At 43.8% G+C, this 24,133-nt stretch carries 22 protein-coding genes; 16 read left to right on the top strand and 6 right to left on the bottom strand.

Going from position 1 to position 24,133, the window contains the following annotated elements; translation table 11 throughout:
• Nucleotides 1–66: 66 nt before the first annotated feature.
• The 7 genes from F8N35_RS04910 (at nt 67) to trkA (ending at nt 7,253) form a co-directional block, all read left to right on the top strand.
• Nucleotides 67–1,062, top strand: a complete 996-nt coding sequence (locus tag F8N35_RS04910) for a kelch repeat-containing protein (protein ID WP_293050237.1) — start codon at nt 67–69, stop codon at nt 1,060–1,062.
• Between the two features lie 68 nt (nt 1,063–1,130).
• Complete coding sequence (locus F8N35_RS04905) at nt 1,131–2,540, top strand: capsule assembly Wzi family protein (protein WP_293050236.1); 1,410 nt, start codon at nt 1,131–1,133, stop codon at nt 2,538–2,540.
• A gap of 290 nt (nt 2,541–2,830) precedes the next feature.
• Nucleotides 2,831–3,853 carry a dehydrogenase gene (locus F8N35_RS04900; protein ID WP_293050235.1) on the top strand — a complete coding sequence of 341 codons (1,023 nt, stop codon included), beginning with the start codon at nt 2,831–2,833 and terminating at the stop codon, nt 3,851–3,853.
• A gap of 72 nt (nt 3,854–3,925) precedes the next feature.
• Nucleotides 3,926–4,498: an SIS domain-containing protein gene (locus F8N35_RS04895; RefSeq protein ID WP_293050234.1), complete on the top strand. Its 573-nt coding sequence runs from the start codon at nt 3,926–3,928 to the stop codon at nt 4,496–4,498.
• An 87-nt stretch (nt 4,499–4,585) separates the two neighbouring features.
• A complete protein-coding gene (locus tag F8N35_RS04890; RefSeq protein WP_293050233.1) occupies nt 4,586–5,272 on the top strand; it encodes a nucleotidyltransferase family protein in 687 nt (228 codons plus the stop codon).
• Nucleotides 5,248–5,799 (top strand): HAD family hydrolase, encoded by a 552-nt coding sequence (locus F8N35_RS04885; RefSeq protein WP_293050232.1) that lies wholly within the window; start codon nt 5,248–5,250, stop codon nt 5,797–5,799. The genes F8N35_RS04890 and F8N35_RS04885 overlap by 25 nt, the downstream gene beginning before the upstream one ends.
• Before the next feature lie 119 nt (nt 5,800–5,918).
• Nucleotides 5,919–7,253 carry a Trk system potassium transporter TrkA gene (gene trkA / locus F8N35_RS04880; RefSeq protein WP_293050231.1) on the top strand — a complete coding sequence of 445 codons (1,335 nt, stop codon included), beginning with the start codon at nt 5,919–5,921 and terminating at the stop codon, nt 7,251–7,253.
• Nucleotides 7,254–7,352: 99 nt separating this feature from the next.
• On the opposite strand, the gene F8N35_RS04875 is transcribed toward trkA, so the two are convergent.
• The gene (locus F8N35_RS04875; RefSeq protein ID WP_262496832.1) at nt 7,353–7,694 is read right to left on the bottom strand and encodes an HU family DNA-binding protein; all 342 of its coding nucleotides are present in this window, start codon (nt 7,692–7,694) and stop codon (nt 7,353–7,355) included.
• A gap of 122 nt (nt 7,695–7,816) precedes the next feature.
• Between F8N35_RS04875 and F8N35_RS04870 the strand changes: the two genes are divergently transcribed.
• From F8N35_RS04870 to F8N35_RS04845, 6 genes are all read left to right on the top strand, one after another.
• A complete protein-coding gene (locus F8N35_RS04870) occupies nt 7,817–8,500 on the top strand; it encodes a rhomboid family intramembrane serine protease (RefSeq protein WP_293050230.1) in 684 nt (227 codons plus the stop codon).
• Between the two features lie 2 nt (nt 8,501–8,502).
• Nucleotides 8,503–9,381, top strand: a complete 879-nt coding sequence (locus tag F8N35_RS04865; RefSeq protein WP_293050229.1) for a rhomboid family intramembrane serine protease — start codon at nt 8,503–8,505, stop codon at nt 9,379–9,381.
• A gap of 128 nt (nt 9,382–9,509) precedes the next feature.
• On the top strand, nt 9,510–10,604 hold the full coding sequence (locus tag F8N35_RS04860) for an endonuclease/exonuclease/phosphatase family protein (RefSeq protein ID WP_293050228.1): 1,095 nt from the start codon (nt 9,510–9,512) through the stop codon (nt 10,602–10,604).
• A gap of 36 nt (nt 10,605–10,640) precedes the next feature.
• Nucleotides 10,641–11,654 (top strand): hypothetical protein, encoded by a 1,014-nt coding sequence (locus F8N35_RS04855; RefSeq protein ID WP_293050227.1) that lies wholly within the window; start codon nt 10,641–10,643, stop codon nt 11,652–11,654.
• A gap of 99 nt (nt 11,655–11,753) precedes the next feature.
• The gene (polA, locus tag F8N35_RS04850) at nt 11,754–14,573 is read left to right on the top strand and encodes a DNA polymerase I (protein ID WP_293050226.1); all 2,820 of its coding nucleotides are present in this window, start codon (nt 11,754–11,756) and stop codon (nt 14,571–14,573) included.
• A gap of 18 nt (nt 14,574–14,591) precedes the next feature.
• Nucleotides 14,592–15,560, top strand: a complete 969-nt coding sequence (locus F8N35_RS04845; protein ID WP_293050225.1) for an alpha/beta hydrolase — start codon at nt 14,592–14,594, stop codon at nt 15,558–15,560.
• 4 nt (nt 15,561–15,564) lie between these two features.
• On the opposite strand, the gene rsgA is transcribed toward F8N35_RS04845, so the two are convergent.
• Together rsgA and dnaG are read right to left on the bottom strand one after the other, a co-directional pair.
• Nucleotides 15,565–16,491, bottom strand: a complete 927-nt coding sequence (gene rsgA / locus F8N35_RS04840) for a ribosome small subunit-dependent GTPase A (protein WP_293050224.1) — start codon at nt 16,489–16,491, stop codon at nt 15,565–15,567.
• Nucleotides 16,492–16,499: 8 nt separating this feature from the next.
• Nucleotides 16,500–18,476: a DNA primase gene (dnaG, locus tag F8N35_RS04835; RefSeq protein WP_293050223.1), complete on the bottom strand. Its 1,977-nt coding sequence runs from the start codon at nt 18,474–18,476 to the stop codon at nt 16,500–16,502.
• A 396-nt stretch (nt 18,477–18,872) separates the two neighbouring features.
• On the opposite strand from dnaG, the gene F8N35_RS04830 reads away from it, so the two are divergent.
• The 3 genes from F8N35_RS04830 (at nt 18,873) to F8N35_RS04820 (ending at nt 21,408) form a co-directional block, all read left to right on the top strand.
• Complete coding sequence (locus tag F8N35_RS04830; RefSeq protein ID WP_293050222.1) at nt 18,873–19,430, top strand: ester cyclase; 558 nt, start codon at nt 18,873–18,875, stop codon at nt 19,428–19,430.
• A 217-nt stretch (nt 19,431–19,647) separates the two neighbouring features.
• Nucleotides 19,648–20,472, top strand: coding sequence for a 4,5-DOPA dioxygenase extradiol (ygiD, locus tag F8N35_RS04825; protein ID WP_293050221.1), 825 nt, complete (start codon nt 19,648–19,650; stop codon nt 20,470–20,472).
• A 195-nt stretch (nt 20,473–20,667) separates the two neighbouring features.
• Nucleotides 20,668–21,408 carry an ABC transporter permease gene (locus F8N35_RS04820; RefSeq protein ID WP_068702343.1) on the top strand — a complete coding sequence of 247 codons (741 nt, stop codon included), beginning with the start codon at nt 20,668–20,670 and terminating at the stop codon, nt 21,406–21,408.
• Here F8N35_RS04820 and F8N35_RS04815 read toward each other — a convergent pair.
• The 3 genes from F8N35_RS04815 to rpsB form a co-directional block, all read right to left on the bottom strand.
• Nucleotides 21,405–21,926: a gamma carbonic anhydrase family protein gene (locus F8N35_RS04815; RefSeq protein ID WP_068702341.1), complete on the bottom strand. Its 522-nt coding sequence runs from the start codon at nt 21,924–21,926 to the stop codon at nt 21,405–21,407. The genes F8N35_RS04820 and F8N35_RS04815 overlap by 4 nt on opposite strands.
• A 162-nt stretch (nt 21,927–22,088) precedes the next feature.
• The gene (tsf, locus tag F8N35_RS04810) at nt 22,089–23,087 is read right to left on the bottom strand and encodes a translation elongation factor Ts (RefSeq protein WP_293050220.1); all 999 of its coding nucleotides are present in this window, start codon (nt 23,085–23,087) and stop codon (nt 22,089–22,091) included.
• Between the two features lie 146 nt (nt 23,088–23,233).
• Nucleotides 23,234–24,070 carry a 30S ribosomal protein S2 gene (rpsB, locus tag F8N35_RS04805; protein WP_293050219.1) on the bottom strand — a complete coding sequence of 279 codons (837 nt, stop codon included), beginning with the start codon at nt 24,068–24,070 and terminating at the stop codon, nt 23,234–23,236.
• Nucleotides 24,071–24,133: the final 63 nt, after the last annotated feature.

The raw sequence follows: 24,133 nt of genomic DNA, 5'->3' as shown, positions 1-24,133 counted from the left end.
TGTTTGCCTTCTGATTTCCAGTTCATAATCCCTAGATCCTGACCATTATTTATCATTAGTGTCAAAATGAAATTTCTCAGACTATCTATATATATCGCCATTCCCATCCTGCTTTTCATTGCCTGTAACAATGAAAAGCTATTAGAAAGAATGCCGTTCACTTACATACAAAAAAACACCATTCCCGATGGCGGGAGAGCCTCGGCCATCGCCTTTGCAATAGCTGGCAAAGGATATGTCGCATTAGGACGCAACCGCAACGGCTCTTTCCTCAACGATTGCTGGCAATACGATCCGGCAACCAATAACTGGACGAAAAGAAACAGTTTTCCCGGTAAAGCACGGGTCAAAGCGATTGCAGCTGTAGCAAACGGATATGCTTATATTGGACTGGGATACTTAGGTTTAGCAGGAGGATATGCAGACAGCGCTAACTATGCTACCGACTTCTGGCAATATGATCCGAATTACGACCAATGGACGCGTAAGGCAGACTTCCCGAGTAAATTTACGGATGCCTGCGCCAGCTTTGTCTATAACAATGAAATTTATGTCGGTTCGGGATTCAACGGTAATGGCTCTACCTGTAAGTTCTGGAAATATCTCCCTGCAGAAGACCGATGGATGCCCCTCAATATGTTTATGGGCGAAAGCCGTGAAATAGCAGTAGCCTGTAACGGAGACAACCATTGCTATTTCGGAACCGGATACCAATGCAAGAGTTATAACGACTGGTGGGAATATTCCCCTGGGACCGATAGCTGGAAACAACGACAACCCATGCCCGACCATGGACGACAAAATACCCTTGCCATTGCGGTAGGCGATCGTTATTTCGTGTGTGCCGGTCGTTACTGGAGAGGTTCGGTTACCGCCAACCAATATCTCCGGGCAGATGTAAAAGAGTATGATCCGTCTGCAAACCAGTGGATCGACCGGGGAGAGATACCCAACGGAAAAAGGGAGAACGCAGTGGCATTTACCATCAACGGAACCGTTTATCTGGGACTTGGAGAAGATGATAACGGACTGGTGAACAGCTTCTGGAGCTTTACACCATAACGACGGGAAAGAGTACAAGCTGCTTATGCAGGTAAAATACCTGGTACTTATTGTTACTAATTACTCAAATGCAACAACGACTTAGCTTTCTGCTTTTTATTTTATACGCTATCACTCCTTTATTTGCGCAAAAGGATAGCCTGCAGTACGATCTACAACTGATGACTCTCACTTCGTCCGGTAAGTATGCTCCTTTCTGGCAACAAAGTATCCGATACGGCTCAGTGCTCTCTTCTCCTAATAGCACCAACATTCTTGTCGGAGTCTGCAAAGAACCGGGTAATGCTCCGCAACTATTAAAATACGGCTACAAAGCGACCTTGTTACTGCAAACCGACTACAAACAAACCGATGCCCGGTTTCAGGAACTTTATGTGCAGGGAAAACTGTCGGCATTAGACCTGGTGTTCGGCCAAAGGGAAGAATACCCGGGCTGTCAGGATTCGGTATTGTCGTGCGGTGGAATCCTCTTTTCAAAGAATGCACGCCCCATGCCAAAAATAACGGCCGGCATAGAACACTTCACTCCCCTACCCTACACTTTCGGATTGCTGGAGGTGAAAGGGGCTATTGCCCACGGTTGGTTTACCGACAACACCTATATGAAGGGAGTTTACCTGCACCACCTCTACGGATACTTCAGGGTCGGAGGCCGGTTGCCAATACATGTTTCATACGGCATCGATCATGTGGCACAATGGGGCGGTTACAACGCCGATCAGGGAAGACAACCGGAGGGATTCGGTGATTTTATCCGAATAGTAACTGGTGAGAGTGGTGGAGCGACAGCAAATGAAGGAGATCGGATAAATGCCCTCGGCAACCACATTATTTCACAAAATCTGAAGTTGGAAGCCCGACTGGGAGTGGTCAATTTAAGTGCCTATTGGCAAAATATTTCGGAAGACGGTCCCATTGAATTAATCGGCACTACGATGAATGCCCCGGACGGATTGTGGGGGGTTACATTGCGAACAGAACGGTTCCGTTTCCTAAAGGGTATTCTTTATGAGTACCTCCGGACCACCGACCAGTCAGGTCCTTTTCATGATAAAGATGGAATCGTATATGGTGGTAGTGATGATTATTTTGCGAATTTTCTTTATCAATCGGGGTGGAACTATTTTAACCGGACAATCGGAACACCTTTTATATCTTCTCCTTTTTATAACCAAAACGGTATGATTTATACATTGAACAGCCGGGTGCAGGTACATCATTTCGGAGCTGAAGGAGAACTGTCTGGATACAGCTATCTGCTGTTGGCCTCCTTCAGTAAGAACTACGGAGCTTATTACGCCCCTTTCCCTTCCATGATCAGAAATACTTCTCTGCTACTAGAAGTACACAAATCGTTCCCCCGTTTCTACGGGCTGGAGGCAGGTTGTTCTCTGGCAGCAGACTTCGGAAAGCTTTACGGCAACTCCACCAGCTGTATGATCACCCTCCGCAAACGGGGGATTCTGACCCACTACTAAAAACAACATAATTTTCTGAAGGAATGGCTGTTTAGTTATTCATTAAGATGTCTTATCGTCTCTTCGTCCTGTTAACTCCTTTGGTCGTTGACCGTTGATTCCTTGTTCAGGATTGGTTGCATAATTTTCCTACTCTGCATGCGGGACTCTTAATCATTAGTCTCTCTGGGACAAAAAACTGATGTTCTTTTAAATAAATACGACATAACAAACCTGAAGATATTTTCCCTATTTTTGTGCCTTAGAATATTATTAAACAATATCTCTAAGGCACATTTTATTTATTCTCTATGCTCCATCGCTCTAAAGCACCTCTTCGTCTCGGTCTGGCCGGAGGAGGTACCGACGTAAGTCCCTACTCTGATCTGTTCGGAGGCGCAATCCTGAATGCCACCATTTCTCTTTACGCTCACGCCACGGTAGAACCCCTCAAGCAGCCAAAAGTTATTCTGGAAGCCCTCGACCGTAATGAATACGTGGAACTGAGCCTTGATGACGAAATTGTAATTGACAGCCTGCTTCCATTACACAAAGGCATTTACAAACGTATCCGCAAGGATTTTATGCGCCAGCATCACGGATTCCGGCTCAGCACTTTTGTGGATGCTCCCGCGGGGTCGGGCTTAGGTACGTCGTCAACGCTGGCCGTGGCCATTATCGGAGCTTTCGTCGAATGGTTCAAGCTACCGTTGGGGAGTTACGAGATTGCCCGTCTGGCCTACGATATAGAACGCGTCGATCTGGGAATGGCAGGTGGCAAGCAGGATCAGTACGCCGCTACTTTCGGAGGCGTTAACTACATGGAGTTTTTTGCCGATGATAAGGTCATTGTGAATCCCCTGCGCATCGGGCACAAATACCTGCGCGAACTGGAACACAACATGTTGCTCTATTATACTGCCCAAAGCCGTTATTCGTCAGCGATCATCGAAGAACAGCAAAAGAACGTCAAAAGTAATAATAAACACTCCGTCGAAGCTATGCACAAGCTGAAACAACAAGCGCTGGACATGAAAAATGCCCTGCTGACGGGCAAAATACACGACATTGGCCATATCTTAGACGAGGGTTTTGCCTATAAGCGACAGATGGCACACGGCATCAGCACCCCGATGATAGAAGAGCTTTACACGGAAGCCAAAAAAGCAGGCGCTTTGGGAGGAAAAATATCAGGTGCGGGTGGTGGCGGCTTTATGATGTTCTACTGTCCCGACAATGCCAAATACGGCGTAGAAAAAGTATTGAACAAGTTTGAAGGTCATATCGTGCGTTATACATTTGTTGATGATGGCCTCTATACATGGAGCATCTGAGATAATTATTAATGGTGAATTATAAATGAGTTAAGAGTTAAGAGTTGAGAGTAGGAAGGATAAATAACAAAAATGATTTCTAAAATACAACATATATTACAGACCTCTGCCAGGGTCAAAGAAGCGATTGCGGATGATGCGGTAATAACGGATGCCATCGTCCGGATAGCCGGAATAATGACCGAGGCCTTCCGAAATGGCAACCGTGTCTATTTTTGTGGCAATGGAGGCAGCGCCGCCGACGCGCAACATTTGGCTGCAGAGTTCTCCGGCCGGTTTTACATAGACCGCCCTATCCTTCCATCGGAAGCCTTGCACTGCAACACCTCTTACCTCACCGCCGTTGCGAACGACTACGGATACAACGAGGCCTACGCGCGAATTGCCAGTTCGTTTGCCACTGGAGATGTGCTGGTAGGCATTTCCACTTCGGGGAGTTCCGAAAACATTGTCAAGGCATTTGAGGTTTGCCGTCAAAAAGGGGTAACCACAGTTGGACTAACCGGCGAAAAAGGAGGAAAAATGGCTCCTCTGTCCGATTTTTGGATTGGGGTTCCGAGCAATGACACTCCGCGCATTCAGGAGGCTCATATCACAGTTGGACACATCATTTGCCAGTTAGTTGAAGAGCAACTTTTCGGATAGAAACAAAGTGCAAATGAAATTGTATCTGATTCAACAAATAATCATTTTTCGAAATCAACAGTCATCGACTACTGTCGACTCAATATTATGGAATGTATAATCCTTGCCGGCGGATTTGGTACCCGGTTACAAAGCGTGGTCAACGACCGGCCTAAATGTCTGGCTCCGATACGGGAACTTCCCTTTCTGGCCTACCTGTTCGACTATCTGCATAAAGGTGGTATCAGCAAAGTGATTCTATCGCTCGGCTACAGACACGAACTGGTAGAAGAGTGGTTGCACTCCTTCAGTACGCCGCTGGAAGTTGAAATTGTCGTTGAGGAAGAACCGCTCGGAACAGGAGGTGGAGTTAAATTTGCCTTGGAGAAAGTCACTGATAATAAAGCACTGGTAGTTAACGGCGACACGCTTTTCTCGTTAAATATACGTGAGTTATTCAAGACTCATCAGGAAAGCGGTTGTTCCGTTACACTTGGCCTGAAACCAATGTATGATTTCGACCGCTATGGAAGCGTAACGCTGGATGGAAAATATATTACCGCATTCCGCGAAAAACAATTTTGTACAAACGGGCTCATCAACGGAGGTGTGTTCGTGTTGAACAAAGAGGCTCTTAAAAAGATGCCTGATAAATTTTCTCTCGAACAGGATTACCTTGTCGTTGAAGCCAATAAAAACAACGTTGGAGGATATGTCGAAGATGCCTACTTCATCGACATCGGAATTCCTTCCGATTATGAAAAAGCACAATGGGAAATACCGGCAATAAATTAAAAGAGAAGCAATTTCTGTTTCTCGACCGGGATGGTGTAATCAATGTTCACCGTCCCAATGACTATGTAAAAAACATAGACGAGTTCGAGTTTCTGCCGGGAGTGTCCGAAGCGTTGGCCATACTTTCGAAACGATTCAATCGCATCATTATCGTTACCAATCAGCGGGGCGTGAGCAAAGGCAAGCTGAACGAAGAGACCCTGCACGCGATTCACGAATTTATGCTATCCGGTATCAAAGAACATGGAGGACACATCGACGCGATCTATTACTGCACAGCGCTGCATGAGGATCATCCCTGTCGAAAACCCAACGGAGGAATGGCTTTGCAGGCAAAACAAGATTTCCCGGAAATAGATTTTTCTCAGAGCATCATGGCTGGCGATAGCAAAAGTGACATCGAATTTGGCAAACAGCTGGGCATGACCACTGTGCTAATAAAAAAAGAATCTCCAGCCTATGCTTCACTTGCCGATTTCGCATATCCTTCTCTCATCGATTTTGCATTAAGCGTGGAAAATGAGTAACTTTGTAGCCAATACCTAACCAAAATAACCATTGATTCGGCATTACATTTTTCCACCTCTCTTCATTGAGAAGAAAAGATGCTTAGATGTAAACTCCGACATTCAAACCACATTACACTATGAAAATAGTCATTGCAGGCGCTGGAGAAACCGGTTCCCATCTCTCCAAGATTCTCTCTCAGGAGAGTCAGGACATAACGGTACTGGATGCCAATGAAGCAAAGCTGAAGCAACTCAAAACCGCATTAAATATTAAAACAGTAGCGGGGAAAGCCATCTCAATTGCCAGTTTGAAAGAAAGCGGAGTGGAAAACGCGGATCTTTTTGTGGCTGTTACTCCTTCCGAAACGGAAAATATAACGGCTTGCGTGTTAGCCTCCGAACTGGGTGCAAAAAAGACATTGTCGCGTATTGACAACAGTGAATATTTGCTACCGGAAAACAAAGATTTCTTCCATAAACTCGGAATCAGTTCCATGATTTATCCTGAGCATCTGGCTGCCGCAGAGATCATTAACGCTCTGAAAGCAACCTGGCTTCGTGAATACATGGCTTTTGAGAACGGAACTATGTTACTGGTTGGAATCAAGGTACGCTCGAATGCGGAAATTGTTAACAAACAGTTCTCGTCCGGATATTTCGATCACGCCCGTTACCGGGTAGTTGCCATCAAACGCCCGGATCAAACCATTATTCCAAAAGGAAGCGATCAGGTTCTGCCAAACGATTTAGTGTACTTCATTACCTCGCCCGAAGAACTCGATTTTGTACGCAAACAGGCAGGGAAAGTGGAATATGAAGTTCAGAACATCATGATAATGGGAGGAAGCCGCATTGCTGAATGTACGGCCGCTCAACTACCAGATCACATGCGCGTGAAACTGATAGAGATTGACAAAGACAAAAGTCACGCACTTGGAGAGAGACTGAACAACATATTGGTCATCAATGGTGATGGCCGTGATGTGGAACTTCTGAAGGAAGAAGATATTGAAGATATGGATGCCTTTGTTGCGCTGACTGATAACTCAGAGACAAACATTCTGGCTTGTTCTGTAGCAAAACGTTTCGGCATCAAAAAAACGATTGCGGAAATTGAGAATATCGAATACATCCCCATGTCTGAAAGTCTGGACATTGGCGCCATTCTCAACAAGAAACTGCTCACGGCAAGTCATATATACCAGCTTACACTGAATGCCAATATTTCGAATGTGAAATGTCTGACAAACGTGGAAGCTGTCGTAATGGAATTTGTCGTCAAAGAGGGATCGAAAGTGACGCAGAGCAGCGTAAAAGATCTTGATTTGCCAAACAATGTGAATATTGGCGGTCTTATCCGTGATGGCAAAGGAATTACCGTAAACGGGAATACCACCATTCAGGCGAATGACCACGTTATAGTATTCTGTATGAGTGATTCAGTGCGAAAACTGGATGCGTTCTTTCACTAAATGACACCATTTTTACTTGTAGAATAGAGCAGGTAACGAAAAAAATAAAGGCTGTCCGATACATATCGGCCAGCCTCTATTGTAAGTTTTCGGTAAAGACTATTGAACTGCTTCAGCCAATTCAGCACCGGCTTTGAATTTAGCAACTTTTTTAGCTGCAATGTCAATAGGTTTTTTAGTAGCTGGATTGATTCCCTTGCGAGCTTCCTTTTGAACAATAGAGAAAGTTCCAAAACCTACCAGGCTAACTTTGTCACCACCTTTTAAAGCAGCGGTAATAGCACCAACAGTTGCATCCAATGCTTTTTTAGCATCAGCTTTTGTTAAGCCGGCTTCAGCAGCAATAGCATTAACTAATTCACCTTTATTCATACTTGTAGTTTTAAAATGGTTAGAAAACAGCGGGTCAAATCCCAAATATTGTTTGCAAAGATAAAACATTCCCTTAACAAAACAACTCAACAACCTTTTTTTTACAAAAAAAGATTGAGTTTATCCAAAAAACATGTTTAAAAGCATAAAAGGGGCTCATTTTTCTCTATTTTTGTTCCAAATTTTCTATTATGACAGACTATAAATCGTCCATTTCGCCTTCATTTCCGCCGGTAATTCTCAATTTACTGGTCATAAATTTCTTATTTTGGCTTGCCAGTGTAGTACTTCCGGGCGCTGCAAACATCGATGTAAACACGGCATTGGGCCTGCATTACTGGCAATCGAAAGACTTTCATGCATACCAACTACTCACCTACATGTTCCAGCATGCATCGTTCGATCATATCTTTTTTAACATGTTCGGTCTTTTCATGTTCGGTCCGGTATTGGAACAGGTATGGGGTAGCAAACGTTTTTTGTTTTTTTACATTTTTACAGGAATAGGGGCGGCACTCACTCAGGAAGTGATGTGGAGTCTGAGTATCTACCCACAAATAGGAAGTGCCATCACAAATATAAACTTTGGAGGCATTGAACCCTTAACTGTAGGGGCTTCAGGAGCTATTTTCGGTATCCTGCTTGCTTTTGCCATGGTATTTCCCGATGCAAAGATGATGTTGCTCTTCCTACCGATACCTATCAAAGCAAAGTATTTTGTTCCCGTATATGCTCTTATTGAACTATTTATGGGCGTTGCCAGTTTTTCAGGCGATAATGTGGCACACTTTGCCCACCTTGGAGGTGCCTTATTTGGACTGATACTGATTCTGGTGTGGAAACGGTCGGCACGAAACAGAAATAATTTTTTCTAACCATGTCCCTGATAAACGATTTTAACCGTTCATTTCAGCAGGCTACCATGCTGAAAAAACTGATTTACGTCAACGTTGGCACTTTCATTGTTGTCCAACTGGCACTTATCGTATTGAAATTGTGCGCGGTTGAAGCTCCTGTATGGCTGTCGTTTCTCGAACTTCCTTCAAACCTGACCGCGCTGGCCATTCGCCCCTGGACAGTAATCACCTACATGTTTTTGCATACGGATATTCTGCATATCCTGTTTAATATGTTGTGTCTGTTCGGATTTGGCCAACTGTTTCTCTTGTGTTTTTCTCCCAAACAATTGTTCGGAGTTTATATCTTCGGAGGTATTGCCGGTGCTGTTGTGTACATAGCAGCATTCAATTTGTTCCCGTATTTTGCTCTGGTAAAGGATAGTACTCTTTTATTGGGAGCCTCCGCTTCTATTATGGCAATTATCGTTGCTGTGGCTACATATTCTCCTGATTACGTTGTATCTTTGTTTCTACTGGGTAGAATAAAGCTGAAATACATTGCCATCATCACTTTTCTAATTAGTTTACTGAGTGTTACAGGAAACAATGCCGGCGGAGAACTTGCTCATATCGGAGGCGCTTTGCTCGGTTTTGGGTTTGCAAAAAGAATGAGAGCCGGCAAAGATATCACACGGCAGTTCAATCTTTTTATTGACAGAATAATTTCGCTGTTCGAACGGAAACCCCGCAAGTTCAAAGTGACAGGCACCCGTCCAAAAACAGATAAAGAATACCGTCAGGAGAAACGGGATAACGACGCAGAACTGAACCGCATTCTCGAGAAGATAAAGCGTTCGGGATACGGCAGCCTTTCCGGCGACGAAAAAAAGACTTTATTCGACCGCAGTAACAAATAACAATTTGAAAATGTGGGAAACAACTTTCAGCGGAGCTAATTTGAGAATGTAAAAACAGAGGGTAATTACTCTTTAAACTTCAGATTATCCAGCTTCAACAATTCCCCGTTTGAACAATTGCCGATTTCATGAGACAAAGCATCAAAATACTATTTGTTACTTTAAACGTTATTGCCGCTGCTGCCATGCTGCTCGGCAAACTGACTACCATGGTGAGTCCCGCTCACTGGTTGGTATTCGCTTATTTCGGGCTTTTCTTCCCTTTCATTCTGGCTGTTAACTTCGCTTTCATGCTCTTCTGGCTGTTTTGCAGAAAATGGAAAGCTCTTTTCATCTCTTTAGTAGCCAGTTTTCTTTGTATCAACAACATATGCAATACGTTCCCGATTCACCTGATCAAGCCTTCAGTAAATGAGGAAGTCACCAAACTCAAGGTAATGACCTACAATATTGACGCATTCCGCCAGTTCTCTCCTTCCAAAAAAAGTACGATGGACAGCCTGCTTAATTTTGTAAACAGAAAGAATCCGGATGTTGTTTGTTTTCAGGAGTTTTATGTTTACAACAAGTCGGGAAAAACCACCGAAAAGAACGTGCTGAAAGGACTCCGGAAATACCCCTATCATTTCATTCATTATTCTGTTTCGGAAGAGACTTTTGGCGAAGGTCTTGCCATTTTCTCAAAGTATCCTATCGATTACAAAGGAATTTGCCAGTTTTCGAAAGGTTACTACATGACAATTTATGCCGATATAACCGTTAATTCCAAAACAATACGCATTTTCAACCATCATATGGAATCGTATAAGTTTACGATGGACGAACGAAAGCACTATGAAGATCTTGTGGGAGACTTCAATTCACACCTGTTCCGGGATGTTGTTCTGAAGTTCTCCTCTAAAATGAACGAAGCCTATAATGTCCGGGCAAAACAAGCCGACATCGTGGCAAAAACAATCGCCGAATCGCCCTACCCTGTTGTGGTTTGCGGCGATTTTAATGACGTACCGGTATCGTATACCTACACTAAAATCAAAAAAGATTTGCTGGACACATATGCCACCGTGGGAACCGGATATGGCAACACCTACAGCCACAAGTTGTTTCCATTCCGTATCGATTACATCATGGTGGATCCATCTTTCCGCCCTATCTCATCGCGGGTTGCTCATGTAAAATATTCAGACCACTATCCCGTTATAGCAGAAGTGGCACTTCCATAAAAACGAACACTTAAACGATTAAAAGTTCATTCTATCATGCATCGTTATAAATTATTGATCCCCTTTATTTGTGCAATATTAGTGCTCACCGGGTGCAAACATCATGGACGGTTCGACGTAGATGTCGATAAAATTTCTCTCAATGTGCCTATCCACCGCTTTGACAAGGATCTGTATGCACAGGACACTACACATGTAAAAGAAGCCATTGAGAGCCTGAAACAAAAATACGGATCGGCCTACGTTGATCTTTATTTCAGCAAAATCATGCAGCTCAACAAGGGTGATAACGACCAGATGCTTGCACTGTCCAAAATGTTTCTGAAGGATACGGTCGTGAGAGGTGTATTTCGCGAATCGCTCAGGCAATATGCAGATATTTCTGATATTCAGGCCAAAGTAACCGATGCCTTCAAGCGCATTCACTACTTTTTCCCTGATAAGAAAATTCCGCAACTCTACCTGCACGTATCCATGTTCAACCAATCGTTGGTGGTGGATGAAAACATCATTTCGCTGAGCGTTGATAATTATCTTGGAGAAAAATACTATGGTTACCAAAAAGCCGGCGTGTACGATTATCTTCGCTATAACATGCGTCGCGAAAAGGTAGCTCCCGACTTCGTAACGGCTTTCCTGATGACTGAATTCCAGCAACCTTACTCCGATAAATTTCTGGACAACATGCTATCCCGTGGAAAAATCATGTTCGTGCTTTCGGTGCTGATGCCCAACGAACAGCCTGACGTGTTGATGGGTTACACCAAAGCCCAGATGCAATGGTGCAAGGACAACGAAAAATCGATGTGGCTCAACATTATGGACAACCGTCAACTGTTCAGCTCCGACCCGATGCTTTCTACTGCTTACCTGAACGATGCTCCGTTTACCTCCGCCGTTTCGCAGGAATCGCCGGGACGTGTGGGAATCTGGATAGGCTGGCAAGTCATAAAGCAATACATGGACCGTCACACCAAAGTAACGCTTCCCGAACTGATGGCCAACAACAACTATCAGGAAATACTGGAACAGTCGGGATACAAACCTTGATCATTTGAAGATTTGAAAATGGAATCTGTAACAACAGGTTTCAATCGTAAATCGTAACCCCGATAGCTATCGGGATAAATTATAATTATAACTCCACACATGGAAAACAACCCTAACGATACGTCAAAGCGCCTATTCCTTCTCGACGCTTACGCACTAATATACAGAGCATATTACGCTTTTATCAAAAACCCGCGTTTCAATTCCAAAGGAATGAACACCTCTGCCATCCTGGGATTTGTCAATACACTGGAAGATGTGTTGAAACGCGAAACTCCTTCGCATATAGCCGTTGTGTTCGATCCGTCGGGACCAACTTTTCGCCACGAAGCCTATGAACACTACAAAGCACAACGGGAAGAGACCCCGGAAGACATTCGCAAAGCCGTTCCCATTATCAAAGAAATCGTCGAAGCCTACCGCATTCCGGTTCTTCAGGTGGCCGGTTTTGAGGCCGATGACGTGATCGGTACACTTGCAAAGAAAGCAGAAATTGCCGGGTACGATGTATTTATGATGACTCCTGACAAAGATTATGGACAGCTGGTGTCTGACCATATTTTCATGTACCGCCCAAAACATTCGGGAGGATTTGAAACCATGGGACCTGAAGAAGTGAAAGCAAAATTCGACCTCGACAGTCATGAACAAGTCATCGACTTGCTCGGTCTGATGGGCGATGCTTCGGACAATATTCCCGGATGCCCGGGCGTAGGAGAAAAAACGGCCGTAAAACTGCTCAAGGAATTCGGTAGTATTGAAAACCTGCTTCAAAATACAGATAAGCTGAAAGGTGCAATCAAAGACAAAATTGAAAACAATAAAGAACAGATCGAATTTTCTCGCTTTCTGGCAACTATCAAAATAGATGTGCCTATTGAACTGCACGAGGAATCGCTGGTGCTGGAAGAACCTGACGAAGAAAAACTCGCAGCACTCTATGCTGATCTTGAATTCAGGACACTCCTTACCCGCAAAAATTTATCGGCGACCCAAACACCAACAAGCAAAAATACCCCCAAAGTAGACACGCAACAGACGTCTCTCTTCGGCGACGTAAATCCAGAAACACATGAAATTGAAGTAACTGCATCGGCTTACAGTCATCTGGCAACGATTGCAAATACCCCCCATACGTACCAGTCAGCTTCTACGGCTGAGGAACGTTATGCTTTGATAAAGAATCTTTCACAACAAAGCTCCGTCTGCTTCGATACCGAAACCGATTCGCTGGATGTGTTCTCTGCCAAACTGGTGGGCATGTCGTTTGCCTGGAAAGAGGGCGAAGCATACTACGTGCCCGTACCGGCCGACCAGCAAGAGGCGCAGCAAATAGTGGATGAATTCAAGTCTTTCTTTGCCAATGAAGCGATTGAGAAGATCGGGCAAAACATGAAATTCGACCTGCTGGTGCTGGCCAACTACGGCGTTGAGATCAAAGGGAAGCTTTTCGACACCATGATTGCCCATTACCTGTTGCAACCTGAGTTGCGCCACAACATGGACTATCTGGCGGAGATTATGCTCTCCTACAAAACCATCCATATTGACGAACTGATTGGCCCTAAAGGAAAAAATCAGCTCACTATGCGTCAGGTTCCTCTCGAAAAGATTACCGATTACGCTGCCGAAGATGCCGACATCACTTTCCGTCTGAAACAACAACTCGAACCGAAAATAAAAGAAAACGGTCTGGAATCCTTGCTCTTCGATATTGAGATGCCTTTGATGCGGGTGCTGGCGGAAATGGAACAAAACGGTGTACTACTCGATGATGTTGCATTGAGACAGTCGTCCGAAATTCTGACGAACGACATGCTGAACATTGAGAAAGAGGTGCACACCATGGCCGGGATGGAGTTCAATATTAGCTCGGCCAAACAGGTGGGCGAAGTGTTGTTTGACCGTCTGAAGATAATCGAAAAAGCCAAGAAGACTAAAACAGGACAATACTCTACCAATGAAGAGATTCTGGAATCGTTGAGAGGGAAGCACCCTGTTGTGGAGAAAATCCTTGAATATCGCGGCCTAAAAAAGCTACTGAGCACCTATATCGATGCTCTACCGGCTCTTATATGCCCGAAAACAGGCAAGGTTCACACGTCTTTCAACCAAGCTGTAGCTGCTACCGGACGCCTCAGTTCGAGCAATCCGAACCTGCAAAACATTCCTATCCGCGATGAGCAGGGTAAAGAGATCCGAAAGGCTTTCATCGCCGAACCCGATTGCCATTTCTTATCTGCCGACTATTCACAGATCGAACTCCGCATTATGGCGCATCTGAGTCAGGATGCCAATATGATTGACGCGTTCAAATCAGGACAAGATATTCATGCGGCAACCGCAGCCAAAATATATCATCTTCCGCTGGAGGAGGTTACTTCCGACATGCGTCGTAAAGCCAAGACTGCCAATTTCGGAATCATTTACGGCATTTCCGTTTTCGGTCTTTCCGACCGCCTGGGCATTCCCCGCGGCGAAGCCAAAGAGCTGATTGACGGTTATTTTGCCACTTATCCTCAAGTAAAAGAGTACATGGATAATTGCATCGCGAAGGCTCGTGTGGACGGCTGGGTAGAAACCTTGCTACACCGCAAACGCTATTTGCCGGATATCAATTCGCACAACGCCAACGTGCGTGGTTTTGCCGAGCGAAATGCCGTCAATGCGCCGATTCAGGGAACAGCTGCCGACATCATCAAAATTGCAATGGTCAATATCAGTCGTCGGTTCCGTGAAGAACAACTACGCTCGAAGATGATTCTGCAAGTACATGACGAATTGAACTTCAACGTGGTACACGATGAACTGTACATCGTAAAAAGCATCGTGACCCGCGAAATGGAAAGCGCCTTATCACTTTCCGTTCCTCTGAAAGTGGATGTTGGCGTCGGACAAAACTGGCTGGAAGCGCATTGATTAATTAATCTTTTGCCTATGAAACGTATTTTCTTTGTCTCAATCGTTTCGTTATTCTTCACTGCAACGGCTTTTGCTCTGGTAACGAAGACTACCTTTGTTTATGCCATCAAAGGTGCCGATACCCTACGTCTTGATCGCTACGAGGCGATACAGGACAGTTCAAAGAGTAACAAACCCTGTCTGCTTTTCATGTTTGGAGGTGGGTTTGTCGGCGGTCATCGCGATTGGAAAGGATATACCGCTTATTTTGAAAAAATGGCAGAAAAAGGCTATTCTGTTTTTTCCATTGACTATCGTCTGGGGTTGAAACCCGTCGCCGAGCGTATGCGTAAAGGAGAAAAGGTAAGGAAATTGGAATTCCCGCACCTTCTCGAAAATGCGATTGATACGGCAGTTGCCGATCTTTATGACGCCACCCGGTTTATTTTGAACAAGTCCAACGACTGGAAAATTGAACCTAACAACATCGTTATCAACGGATCTAGCGCCGGAGCCGTTTCTGTTCTCCAGGCCGAATATTACCTCTGTTCGGGGAACGAATTAATTAAAAAGCTTCCGGAAAATTTTCGGTATGCTGGCGTGATCTCCTTTGCCGGAGCCATCTTCAGTACCAAAGGAGCTTTACACTGGGACAAGCAGCCGTCTCCCATACAGTTCTTTCACGGAGATGCGGACAGCAATGTACCTTACAACAAAGTACGAATTCTCAAATTTGGTTTCTACGGGTCGAAAAATCTGGCGGAACAGTTTGACAAACTGAAAAGTCCTTATTATTTCTACGATGTTGAGAATGCCGCGCATGAAATTGCCCAGACACCTATGACTTCAAATATTGGAGAAATAGAAGAGTTCCTTACCAATATGGTGCAAAAGAAACAACCGCTTGAAATCCACAAACAGGTACGGCAAACCGACAAACCGGTGATGAAGAAAAAATTCGGAATCGGTGATTATATCGGAGCCAATTTCAAGCCGTCGAATTGATTGGTTACCGATACTTCCCCTGCGTAATTTCCTCGATAATACTCAGATAACTATGATAACGTGAGGGATTAATAGCCAGATTTTCTACTGCCTCAATAACAGCGCAGCCCGGCTCGTGTGTATGGGTACAGTTGTAGAATTTGCAATGTTGAGAGGTCTCGAAGATTTCACGAAAATAGTGTCCGGCCTCTTCGGGTGTAACCTCCAGCAAACCAAAACCTTTGATCCCCGGAGTATCGATAATAAAACCACCTTCGGGCAATGGCAACATTTCGGAAAACGTGGTGGTATGCATTCCCTTGTTATGATACCCCGAAATATCACCGGTTTTCACCTCTACATCGGGCTGTAACACGTTCAAAAGTGTTGATTTTCCCACGCCCGAATTTCCTGAAAGCAGAGTGATCCTGCCTTGCAGTTCCGACTTCAATTCCTCAATTCCTTCCCGGTTCAGCGCCGAAATGCGGAAACATTTGTACCCGATATTTTCATACAAAGCAATCAGCGCATCAAGGTATCGAAGATCGTCCTCCCCATAGAGATCGGTTTTGTTGAAAACCAACACGGACGGAACTCTGTAAGATTCAGCGGCAGCTAAAAACCGGTCGATAAAAATCGTGGAAGTTTCGGGAAGCTTAATAGTAATGATCAGAGCAGCCAGATCGACATTGGCTGCCAGAATATGGCCTTGCTTGGAGAGATTGGAAGCACGGCGGATAATCACATTCTTACGGTCGCAAATGCCGGTAATCAGCGCAAGAATGCCATCTTTCTCCTCCACCACTACCCTGTCGCCCACCACTACCGGATTAGTAGTGCGGATGCCTTTTGTGCGAAACGTACCTTTAATCTTACATTCCAACACATCCGATCCGTCATCAGGAAGCACCCAATACGAACTGCCCGTACTTTTAATTACCAATCCTTCCATTGATTTATTTACAATTTTAGAATAATTCTCTCTCCCAAGGTCTTGGCCAACTGTGATTTTATAATGTTCAACGTTCCAATCTCCTGCATCAACTTATCCTGCAACGGAATGTCGTTCTGTTCGTTGGCCTTTTTCAGCTCCGACATTTTAGCTTTCATTGTCTCCAGCAGCAATTTATTCTTATACTCGAACATCACGCGAGGTACCAGTTCTATCAGGCGATCCGATTCTTCCTCGATCTTGGACATTTTACTATGAATCTTACTTAGCACGTATTTATCAGCCAACATGTCCGTTGCCAGACGACTTACCTGCGGATCCGGATGCTGCCCAAAAAAATGTTCGGCCACAAATCCAGGATTGGAAGCGTTATTTTCGAATAGCTCAAGTAGTTTCACATAGAGCGGATGCTCAAACTTCAGGTTATCCCGCGCAAGCTCATCAAGCACATACTGACCCACCGTGACCGGCACTTCTGCACTTTCTTCATCCGGCTTCAGATAATAGAGCACCTGATCTCCATAGCGTACCAAATAGCGAATAATGTTGCGTTCTTCATCCTGATTCTTATAGCTTACCGGTTTCTGAGTCTCATTGCCCGTATTTGGCATCGACTCTGCATCCGGAGAAGGAGCTGGAGTTGAAGTTTCACGCGCAGGCGCTACCGCTTCCCGCTCCTGTTTTGCAAGATGAACCTTTCCTATTTCGGCGTAAAGCAGTTTCTCGTCCACATCCAACAGGCTGCTGCACTCTTTTACATATACCGAACGAATAATGCTGTTGGGAATGATGGCAATACTGCGTACCAGATCACCAATCAATGCTGCACGTTTTATAGGATCTTTTCCTGCCTCTTCAAGCAGAAGTCCGGTCTTAAAGCGAATAAAATCGGACTGATGAGCATCTATGTAAGCGATAAAATCGGAAGCATTCTGACTTTTGGCAAATGAGTCGGGGTCTTCGCCCGGAGGCAACAGTACCACTTTGATATTCAAGCCTTCTTCAAGCAGCATGTCGATACCACGAATCGAGGCTTTGATACCGGCTGCGTCGCCGTCGTAAATCACCGTCACGTTTTCTGTGAAACGATGAATCATACGAATCTGTCCCTTGGTCAATGAGGTACCCGAAGATGCCACCACATTCTCCACGCCCGACTGGTGCATCGAAATCACGTCAGTATAGCCTTCCACCAAAAAACAGCGATCATGCTTCACAATCGACTGCTTGGCAAAGAAAATACCATAAAGCTCGTTACTCTTATGGTAAATCTCCGATTCCGGCGAATTGACATATTTGGCAGCCTTCTCGTCTTTCTTGAGAATACGCCCTCCAAAAGCGATGACATTTCCCGAAAGTGTATGTACAGGAAACATCACCCTGCCCCAAAAGCGGTCATATATTTTGCCACCGTCCCGTTCAATAGAAAGTCCCGTTTTTACCAGAAACTCCTTCTTGTAGCCTTTACCCAAAGCCTCTGCCGAAAAAGCATCCCGCTGGTCGAGGCTATATCCGAGCTGGAATTTCTTGATAATATCTTCTCTAAAGCCACGCTCGTGAAAATAGGACATCCCCACATTTTTACCTTCAGGCGAATGATGCAGAATATTTGAGAAATATCCCTGGGCATATTTATTGAGCGCCAGCATACTCTCCCTGTCGTTCTTCTGAGCAATCTCTTCGGCAGAAAGTTCCTTTTCGATAACCTCGATATGGTACTTCTTTGCAAGATATTTCAGCGCTTCATAGTACGACAACTGCTCATGCTCCATGATAAAGTTGACTGCATTGCCACCCTTACCACAACTGAAACATTTGCAAATACCTTTGGCCGGAGAAACACTAAACGAAGGCGTTCGTTCGTCATGAAACGGACACAAGCCAAGGTAGTTAACCCCACGTTTACGCAGGGTCACAAAATCGGATACCACCTCAACTATCTGGGCAGCATTGATAATTTTGTCTACTGTAATTTGGTCAATCATTGTTTATCTGAACGAAACGGACAAGCTTACAAAGATAGCGATTTTCGACTACAGGATGCAGTGCCATTTCGTAAAACTTTGCCAGCAATGAATAGAATAGTGTCATTAATCCTTAACCTATCACACACGTCGGATCAGCAAAAAGAACTCTGCATCTCCCGAATTAAATACAAAAAACAAGTCAAAACCGATGATTGCTTAAATGTGCAACTATTCTACTGAATTATGTTACCTCTAGCCTTCTCCGACATAGTACCTTTGCATCATAACAATCAAACAAACTATTATGAAACGAACATGTTGCGTCACAACGTTCAAGAGTTCCCGATAGCTATCGGAAAGTTCTTTACAGCAACATGGTGTTCCATACTTCCATTAAAAACAAATTTTTATAGTATGAAAACAATGAAATTTTTTATCGGTGCAATGATGCTGGTTAGCACATTTTTTATGGCAAATGCACAATCAAATAAAGAGTTGTCGGATGCAAAAAAACAACTGTCTCAAATTTTGAAAGCCAACAAACAGATTGAACAAAATCTGGTTAAGTTCGACACATTAGACTTTGTAGTCTATAGCAAACAACAATGGCAACGTCTGCACGAATCGCATGCACAAAATATCAAGGTAACATATCCTGATGGAAGTGTAACCTATGGGTTGGAAGAGCACATCAAACAATTGGCCCCAATGTTCACTTTTGCTCCTGACACTAAAATCAAAGTACATCCCTACCGGTTCGGATCAGGTAACTACACTGCAGTAACAGGCGTGATTGAAGGTACATTCACAAAACCGATGCAACTCCCAAATGGGACAACCATTCAACCAACCGGGAAATCATTTAAATTACCGATGTGTACAATCGGAATCTGGAAAGACGGGGTAATGATTGAAGAACAGTTATTCTGGGACAATCTTGCCTTCATGAAACAAATCGGGTTAGCAAACTAAAACCCACAATTACTGAACAAATCTCAGTATTCCTGATTATAGAAACTGAAAACAAAGTACATATCTCATAATCAATAATGGTGCCGCTAAAAATAACGGCACCATTTATTTATACAAATATGAAACGAACATGTTGCGTCACAACAACCGAGAGGAATGTAATAATTACCAGCAACATGGAGTTCCATACTTCCTTAGATGAAAAAATTATTATAGTATGAAATCACACGAATTCAACCAACTGACATCCGGGTTAGGTCATTCTCCTAAAATGCCCGTCCTTTTTGTAGGACATGGAAGTCCGATGATCGCTATCGAAGAAAATGAATTTGTTTCAGAATTCAGAAGACTTGGGGACGCGATGGAAAAACCTAACGCAATAGTATGTGTATCGGCCCATTGGGAGACCAAAGGCTCGCAAGTGACTGCAATGGAAAAACCACAAACTATTCATGATTTTGGAGGGTTTCCAAAAGAGCTTTTTGCAGTTCAGTATCCGGCCCCCGGCAGTCCCGAACTGGCTCAGGAAGTCCGGCAAATGGTGACCAAGTCAGAAGTTGGTCTGGATTATAACTGGGGTCTCGATCATGGCACATGGAGCATTGTTAAACATATGTATCCGGAAGCTGACGTGCCGGTCATTCAGTTGAGCATAGACCATACAAAAGATGCACAGTATCATTTTGATTTGGCAAAAGAACTTGCAGCATTAAGACACAAAGGAGTTTTGATAGTCGGTAGCGGAAATATTGTTCACAATTTACGAACACTTGATTGGTACAAAATCAATAGCGAATTTGCATACGACTGGGCTGAAGAGACTAATGAAAAAACGAAAAAATTCATTTTGTCAGGAGATTTGCAGTCTCTGGTAAATTATCGGAAACAAGGCTCGGCTTTTGAGATGTCAATTCCAACGCCGGAGCATTACATTCCTCTAATCTATGCCATGGCGTTGAAAGAATCTAATGATGATATTTCCATTTTCAACGACAAAACGGTTGCCGGCTCACTAAGTATGACATCTGTAAGAATCGGATGAATTACACTTTACTCTTCTTTCTGGTTGAATTAATTAGCAGGGTAAAGACAAAGGTAGATATGATTCTCTTTTTTGAAAAGCATCATATCTACCTTTCTGGTAAGATGACTGAACAGGATTTACAATGAAACGAGTATTCAGACTAAAACCGCTTGGATTTTTTTCTTTATCTTTGTACTCCTAAAAAGTATCTGAATGAAGTTATTTCAACAAATTGGCAAGTATTGTCTTTTGATGACGAAGGTTTTTACCCGTCCGGACAACTGGCGTATGTTTTTCCGTCAACTCCCTTTGGAAATGGAAAAGCTGGGCTTGCGGTCACTGGGTATTGTAGTGATTATCTCCATATTCATCGGAGCGATTATGACCATTCAAACAAAGTTGAACACTTCTAATCCGCTCCTGCCCCGGTATTCCACCGGATTGGTAACCCGCGATACGCTTTTACTGGAATTTTCATCCACCATTCTTTGCCTGATTCTTGCCGGCAAAGTAGGATCGAATATTGCTTCCGAGATTGGCACCATGCGTATTACCGAACAAATCGATGCTCTCGAAATAATGGGTGTCAATTCGGCCAACTACCTGATATTACCCAAAATAGTAGCTTTTGTTCTGATGATGCCTTTTTTGGTTATTTTTAGCATGGCGCTTGGTATTCTGGGAGGCTACGGCGTAGGTATGTTTTCGAATATAATTACCGTCTCCGATTTTGTGTACGGGATACAATATGCTTTTAATCCGTTTTACGTCACTTACTCACTGACTAAATCCCTCTTTTTCGCCTATATTATCACCTCTGTGTCTTCCTATTACGGGTATTATGCCTACGGAGGCGCACTCGATGTGGGTGTGGCCAGTACCAATGCCGTTGTTCACAGCAGCGTTATCATTCTGCTTTTCAACATCCTGATAACAAACATCATGCTGGCTTAATCGTTTTCCTTATACCAGCCGGCGTACATCTCGTAATTGTGTGCTATGCGCTGGTTGATCTCTTTCGATTGCTTTTCGTCCATTTGCTTTACGAACTTAGCAGGAACGCCTGCCCATATTGTGTTCGGTTCAATCTGAGTCTTGCTGAGAACCAAAGCACCGGCTGCCACAATGGCACCTTCGCCCACTACCGCATGGTCGAGCACCGTTGATCCCATTCCCACCAGAGCATAATCGTTTACTTTTGCCCCGTGAATAGTGACATTGTGTCCTACAGAAACGTAGTCTCCCAGCTCGATAGTCGATTTCTCGTATAAAGTATGCAGTACCGCGCCATCCTGAATGTTAACATGATTACCGATACGGATAGAGTTGACATCGCCACGAATAACGGCTCCGAACCAAATGCTGCAACCGTCGCCAATTTCCACATCACCTACAATCACTGCATTATCTGCAATAAAACAATCTTTCCCGATTTTTGGGGTAAATCCTCTGACAGATTTTATAATAGCCATTTTTATTTACAATTTAGACATTTACGATTTACAATTGCAGCCCACGCCATCCATCACCAAGAAGATGAATCGTCATTACATACCAGGACTTTTGCTTCACAAAGTTACAAAAAAACAGCCGGTCTTAAAGGCCGGCTGTTCGTATTTAATTGGCTGAAACAATTATTCCTGGTTCAAAGTTACACGTTTGAATGCAACGCAGGTCAACTGTTTTTTGGCAAGCAGTTCTTTTACTGTTATTTTGCCTGCTCCTTCGCCACCACCTTCATATTTTTGTTCTACAAGGGTATATTCTTTGAAGAATTTTGCCATACGACCTGCGGCAATATTGTTTACTTTCTGTTCTGGCAGAGTTGCTGATTTTTCTGCAGCAACCGTTGTCTTGATTTCGCGGGCTTTTGCTGCATCTTCTGCAGTGATCCAGCCTTTTGCCATGTTCGATTCAATGTGGTCTTCGCTATCAACATGAGCGGGATTGATGCCTGCTTTTTTCAACGCAACTTCAACTTCTTTTGCAACAAGTTCGTTTTTGGTTTTTTCGATAGCTACGGCCAATTCGTTATCTTTTACCTTTTGAGGAACTGCAGATTCATCGATAGCCACAGGCGACATTGCTGCGATATGCATTGCTATACCGTGCATGGTTTCGTATTCAGCATCTTTTTCAGCAAAAGCAACGATAGTAGCCAATTTGTTACCCGGATGGATGTAAGTTGTTACTGTTCCACCTTCTACAAATTCATAGTAATCCAACTCTGTTTTTTCGCCTGTGATACCGGTACGTTCGGTAATGTGTTCAGCGATAGAACGACCATCAATAGCCAACGCCAACAATTCGTCCTGAGTTTTAGGTTTTGCTTCCAACGCCTTATTGAGGATCGCTTGAGTCAAAGCAACGAAGTCAGCATTTTTAGCAACGAAGTCAGTTTCGCATTTCAGAGCCAAAGTAGCGGCAAAGCCACCGTTTGTTCCTGCCAAAACACAACCTTCAGAAGCTTCGCGATCGCTACGTTTTGCAGCGACAGCCTGACCTTTTTTACGAATAATTTCAACTGCTGCATCGAAATCGCCGTTTGCTTCTGTCAAAGCATTCTTACAGTCCATCATACCGGCACCGGTCATGGTACGCAATTTCGAAATTTCTGCCATTGTTACTGCCATAATATTTTTATTTTAAGTGATTTATATTTGATTTTGTTTATTGCTCAAGGTTCAAGGTTTAAGATTGAACCTTAAACTAAAAAAATGCGCCACGAACCTAAGAAAATCCCAAGTCAGTAACGCATCTTTTATACTAAGTCCGAATATTATTCTTCAGTATTTTTCAAAAATTTGTCAGCTACCTTGGCATTCAAAGCAACTTCATCTTCTTTGTGAATACGAACTTTTTTAGCGCCGCGAACTCGTTTGTCGTGAGTTTGAGGTTCTTCTGCATTTTCAGCTTCTACCTTTTCGATTTTCAATTCCTGCAAACCTTCCTGAACTGCAGCAACCATAGCTTTGAGGATGATATCAATAGATTTTGTAGCATCATCATTAGCCGGGATCACGAAGTCGATTTCACCAGGATTTGAGTTGGTATCAACAATACCGAAAACAGGAATACCGAGGCGTTTTGCTTCACGAACAGCGATTTGTTCTTTCAATACGTCAACTACGAACAGAGCCGATGGCATGCGAACGAGGTCGGCAATACTACCAAGGTTCTTTTCAAGTTTAGCGCGTTGACGTGTGATTTGCAATTTTTCGCGTTTCGAAAGATTATCGAAAGTTCCGTCAGTTGCCATTTTGTCAATGGTACTCATTTTTTTAATCGCTTTACGGATTGTTGGGAAGTTTGTCAACATACCACCCGGCCAGCGTTCTGTAACGTAAGGCATACTGATTGCCTGAGCAGCTTCAGCAACTACTTCTTTAGCCTGTTTTTTTGTTGCAACGAACAGGATTTTACGGCCTGATTTTGCAATTTGTTTCAGAGCAGCAGCAGCTTCGTCAATTTTAACAGCTGTTTTGTGCAAATCAATAATGTGGATTCCGTTGCTTTCCATGAAAATGTAGGGAGCCATTGCAGGATTCCATTTACGTTTCAGGTGACCAAAGTGGCAACCTGCTTCCAATAAGTCTTCGAATTTTGTTGTAGGCATTTGTTTGTTTTTTTAATAAGTTTACATTCTGAGGTACTCAACCGGCAAGTAGTTTCCAATAAG

This window comes from Paludibacter sp. (genome assembly GCF_009712605.1).
GTDB lineage: Bacteria > Bacteroidota > Bacteroidia > Bacteroidales > Paludibacteraceae > Microbacter.
This window is presented reverse-complemented; position numbering and strand designations above follow the sequence as displayed.

What these genes read in the sequence shown, in the direction of transcription:
- F8N35_RS04910 (WP_293050237.1), top strand. Translation starts at nt 67, where the DNA reads ATGAAATTTCTCAGACTATCTATATATATCGCCATTCCCATCCTGCTT.
- F8N35_RS04905 (WP_293050236.1), top strand. Translation starts at nt 1,131, where the DNA reads ATGCAACAACGACTTAGCTTTCTGCTTTTTATTTTATACGCTATCACT.
- F8N35_RS04900 (WP_293050235.1), top strand. Translation starts at nt 2,831, where the DNA reads ATGCTCCATCGCTCTAAAGCACCTCTTCGTCTCGGTCTGGCCGGAGGA.
- F8N35_RS04895 (WP_293050234.1), top strand. Translation starts at nt 3,926, where the DNA reads ATGATTTCTAAAATACAACATATATTACAGACCTCTGCCAGGGTCAAA.
- F8N35_RS04890 (WP_293050233.1), top strand. Translation starts at nt 4,586, where the DNA reads ATGGAATGTATAATCCTTGCCGGCGGATTTGGTACCCGGTTACAAAGC.
- F8N35_RS04885 (WP_293050232.1), top strand. Translation starts at nt 5,248, where the DNA reads ATGGGAAATACCGGCAATAAATTAAAAGAGAAGCAATTTCTGTTTCTC.
- trkA (WP_293050231.1), top strand. Translation starts at nt 5,919, where the DNA reads ATGAAAATAGTCATTGCAGGCGCTGGAGAAACCGGTTCCCATCTCTCC.
- F8N35_RS04875 (WP_262496832.1), bottom strand. Translation starts at nt 7,694, where the DNA reads ATGTTTTATCTTTGCAAACAATATTTGGGATTTGACCCGCTGTTTTCT.
- F8N35_RS04870 (WP_293050230.1), top strand. Translation starts at nt 7,817, where the DNA reads ATGACAGACTATAAATCGTCCATTTCGCCTTCATTTCCGCCGGTAATT.
- F8N35_RS04865 (WP_293050229.1), top strand. Translation starts at nt 8,503, where the DNA reads ATGTCCCTGATAAACGATTTTAACCGTTCATTTCAGCAGGCTACCATG.
- F8N35_RS04860 (WP_293050228.1), top strand. Translation starts at nt 9,510, where the DNA reads ATGAGACAAAGCATCAAAATACTATTTGTTACTTTAAACGTTATTGCC.
- F8N35_RS04855 (WP_293050227.1), top strand. Translation starts at nt 10,641, where the DNA reads ATGCATCGTTATAAATTATTGATCCCCTTTATTTGTGCAATATTAGTG.
- polA (WP_293050226.1), top strand. Translation starts at nt 11,754, where the DNA reads ATGGAAAACAACCCTAACGATACGTCAAAGCGCCTATTCCTTCTCGAC.
- F8N35_RS04845 (WP_293050225.1), top strand. Translation starts at nt 14,592, where the DNA reads ATGAAACGTATTTTCTTTGTCTCAATCGTTTCGTTATTCTTCACTGCA.
- rsgA (WP_293050224.1), bottom strand. Translation starts at nt 16,491, where the DNA reads ATGGAAGGATTGGTAATTAAAAGTACGGGCAGTTCGTATTGGGTGCTT.
- dnaG (WP_293050223.1), bottom strand. Translation starts at nt 18,476, where the DNA reads ATGATTGACCAAATTACAGTAGACAAAATTATCAATGCTGCCCAGATA.
- F8N35_RS04830 (WP_293050222.1), top strand. Translation starts at nt 18,873, where the DNA reads ATGAAAACAATGAAATTTTTTATCGGTGCAATGATGCTGGTTAGCACA.
- ygiD (WP_293050221.1), top strand. Translation starts at nt 19,648, where the DNA reads ATGAAATCACACGAATTCAACCAACTGACATCCGGGTTAGGTCATTCT.
- F8N35_RS04820 (WP_068702343.1), top strand. Translation starts at nt 20,668, where the DNA reads ATGAAGTTATTTCAACAAATTGGCAAGTATTGTCTTTTGATGACGAAG.
- F8N35_RS04815 (WP_068702341.1), bottom strand. Translation starts at nt 21,926, where the DNA reads ATGGCTATTATAAAATCTGTCAGAGGATTTACCCCAAAAATCGGGAAA.
- tsf (WP_293050220.1), bottom strand. Translation starts at nt 23,087, where the DNA reads ATGGCAGTAACAATGGCAGAAATTTCGAAATTGCGTACCATGACCGGT.
- rpsB (WP_293050219.1), bottom strand. Translation starts at nt 24,070, where the DNA reads ATGCCTACAACAAAATTCGAAGACTTATTGGAAGCAGGTTGCCACTTT.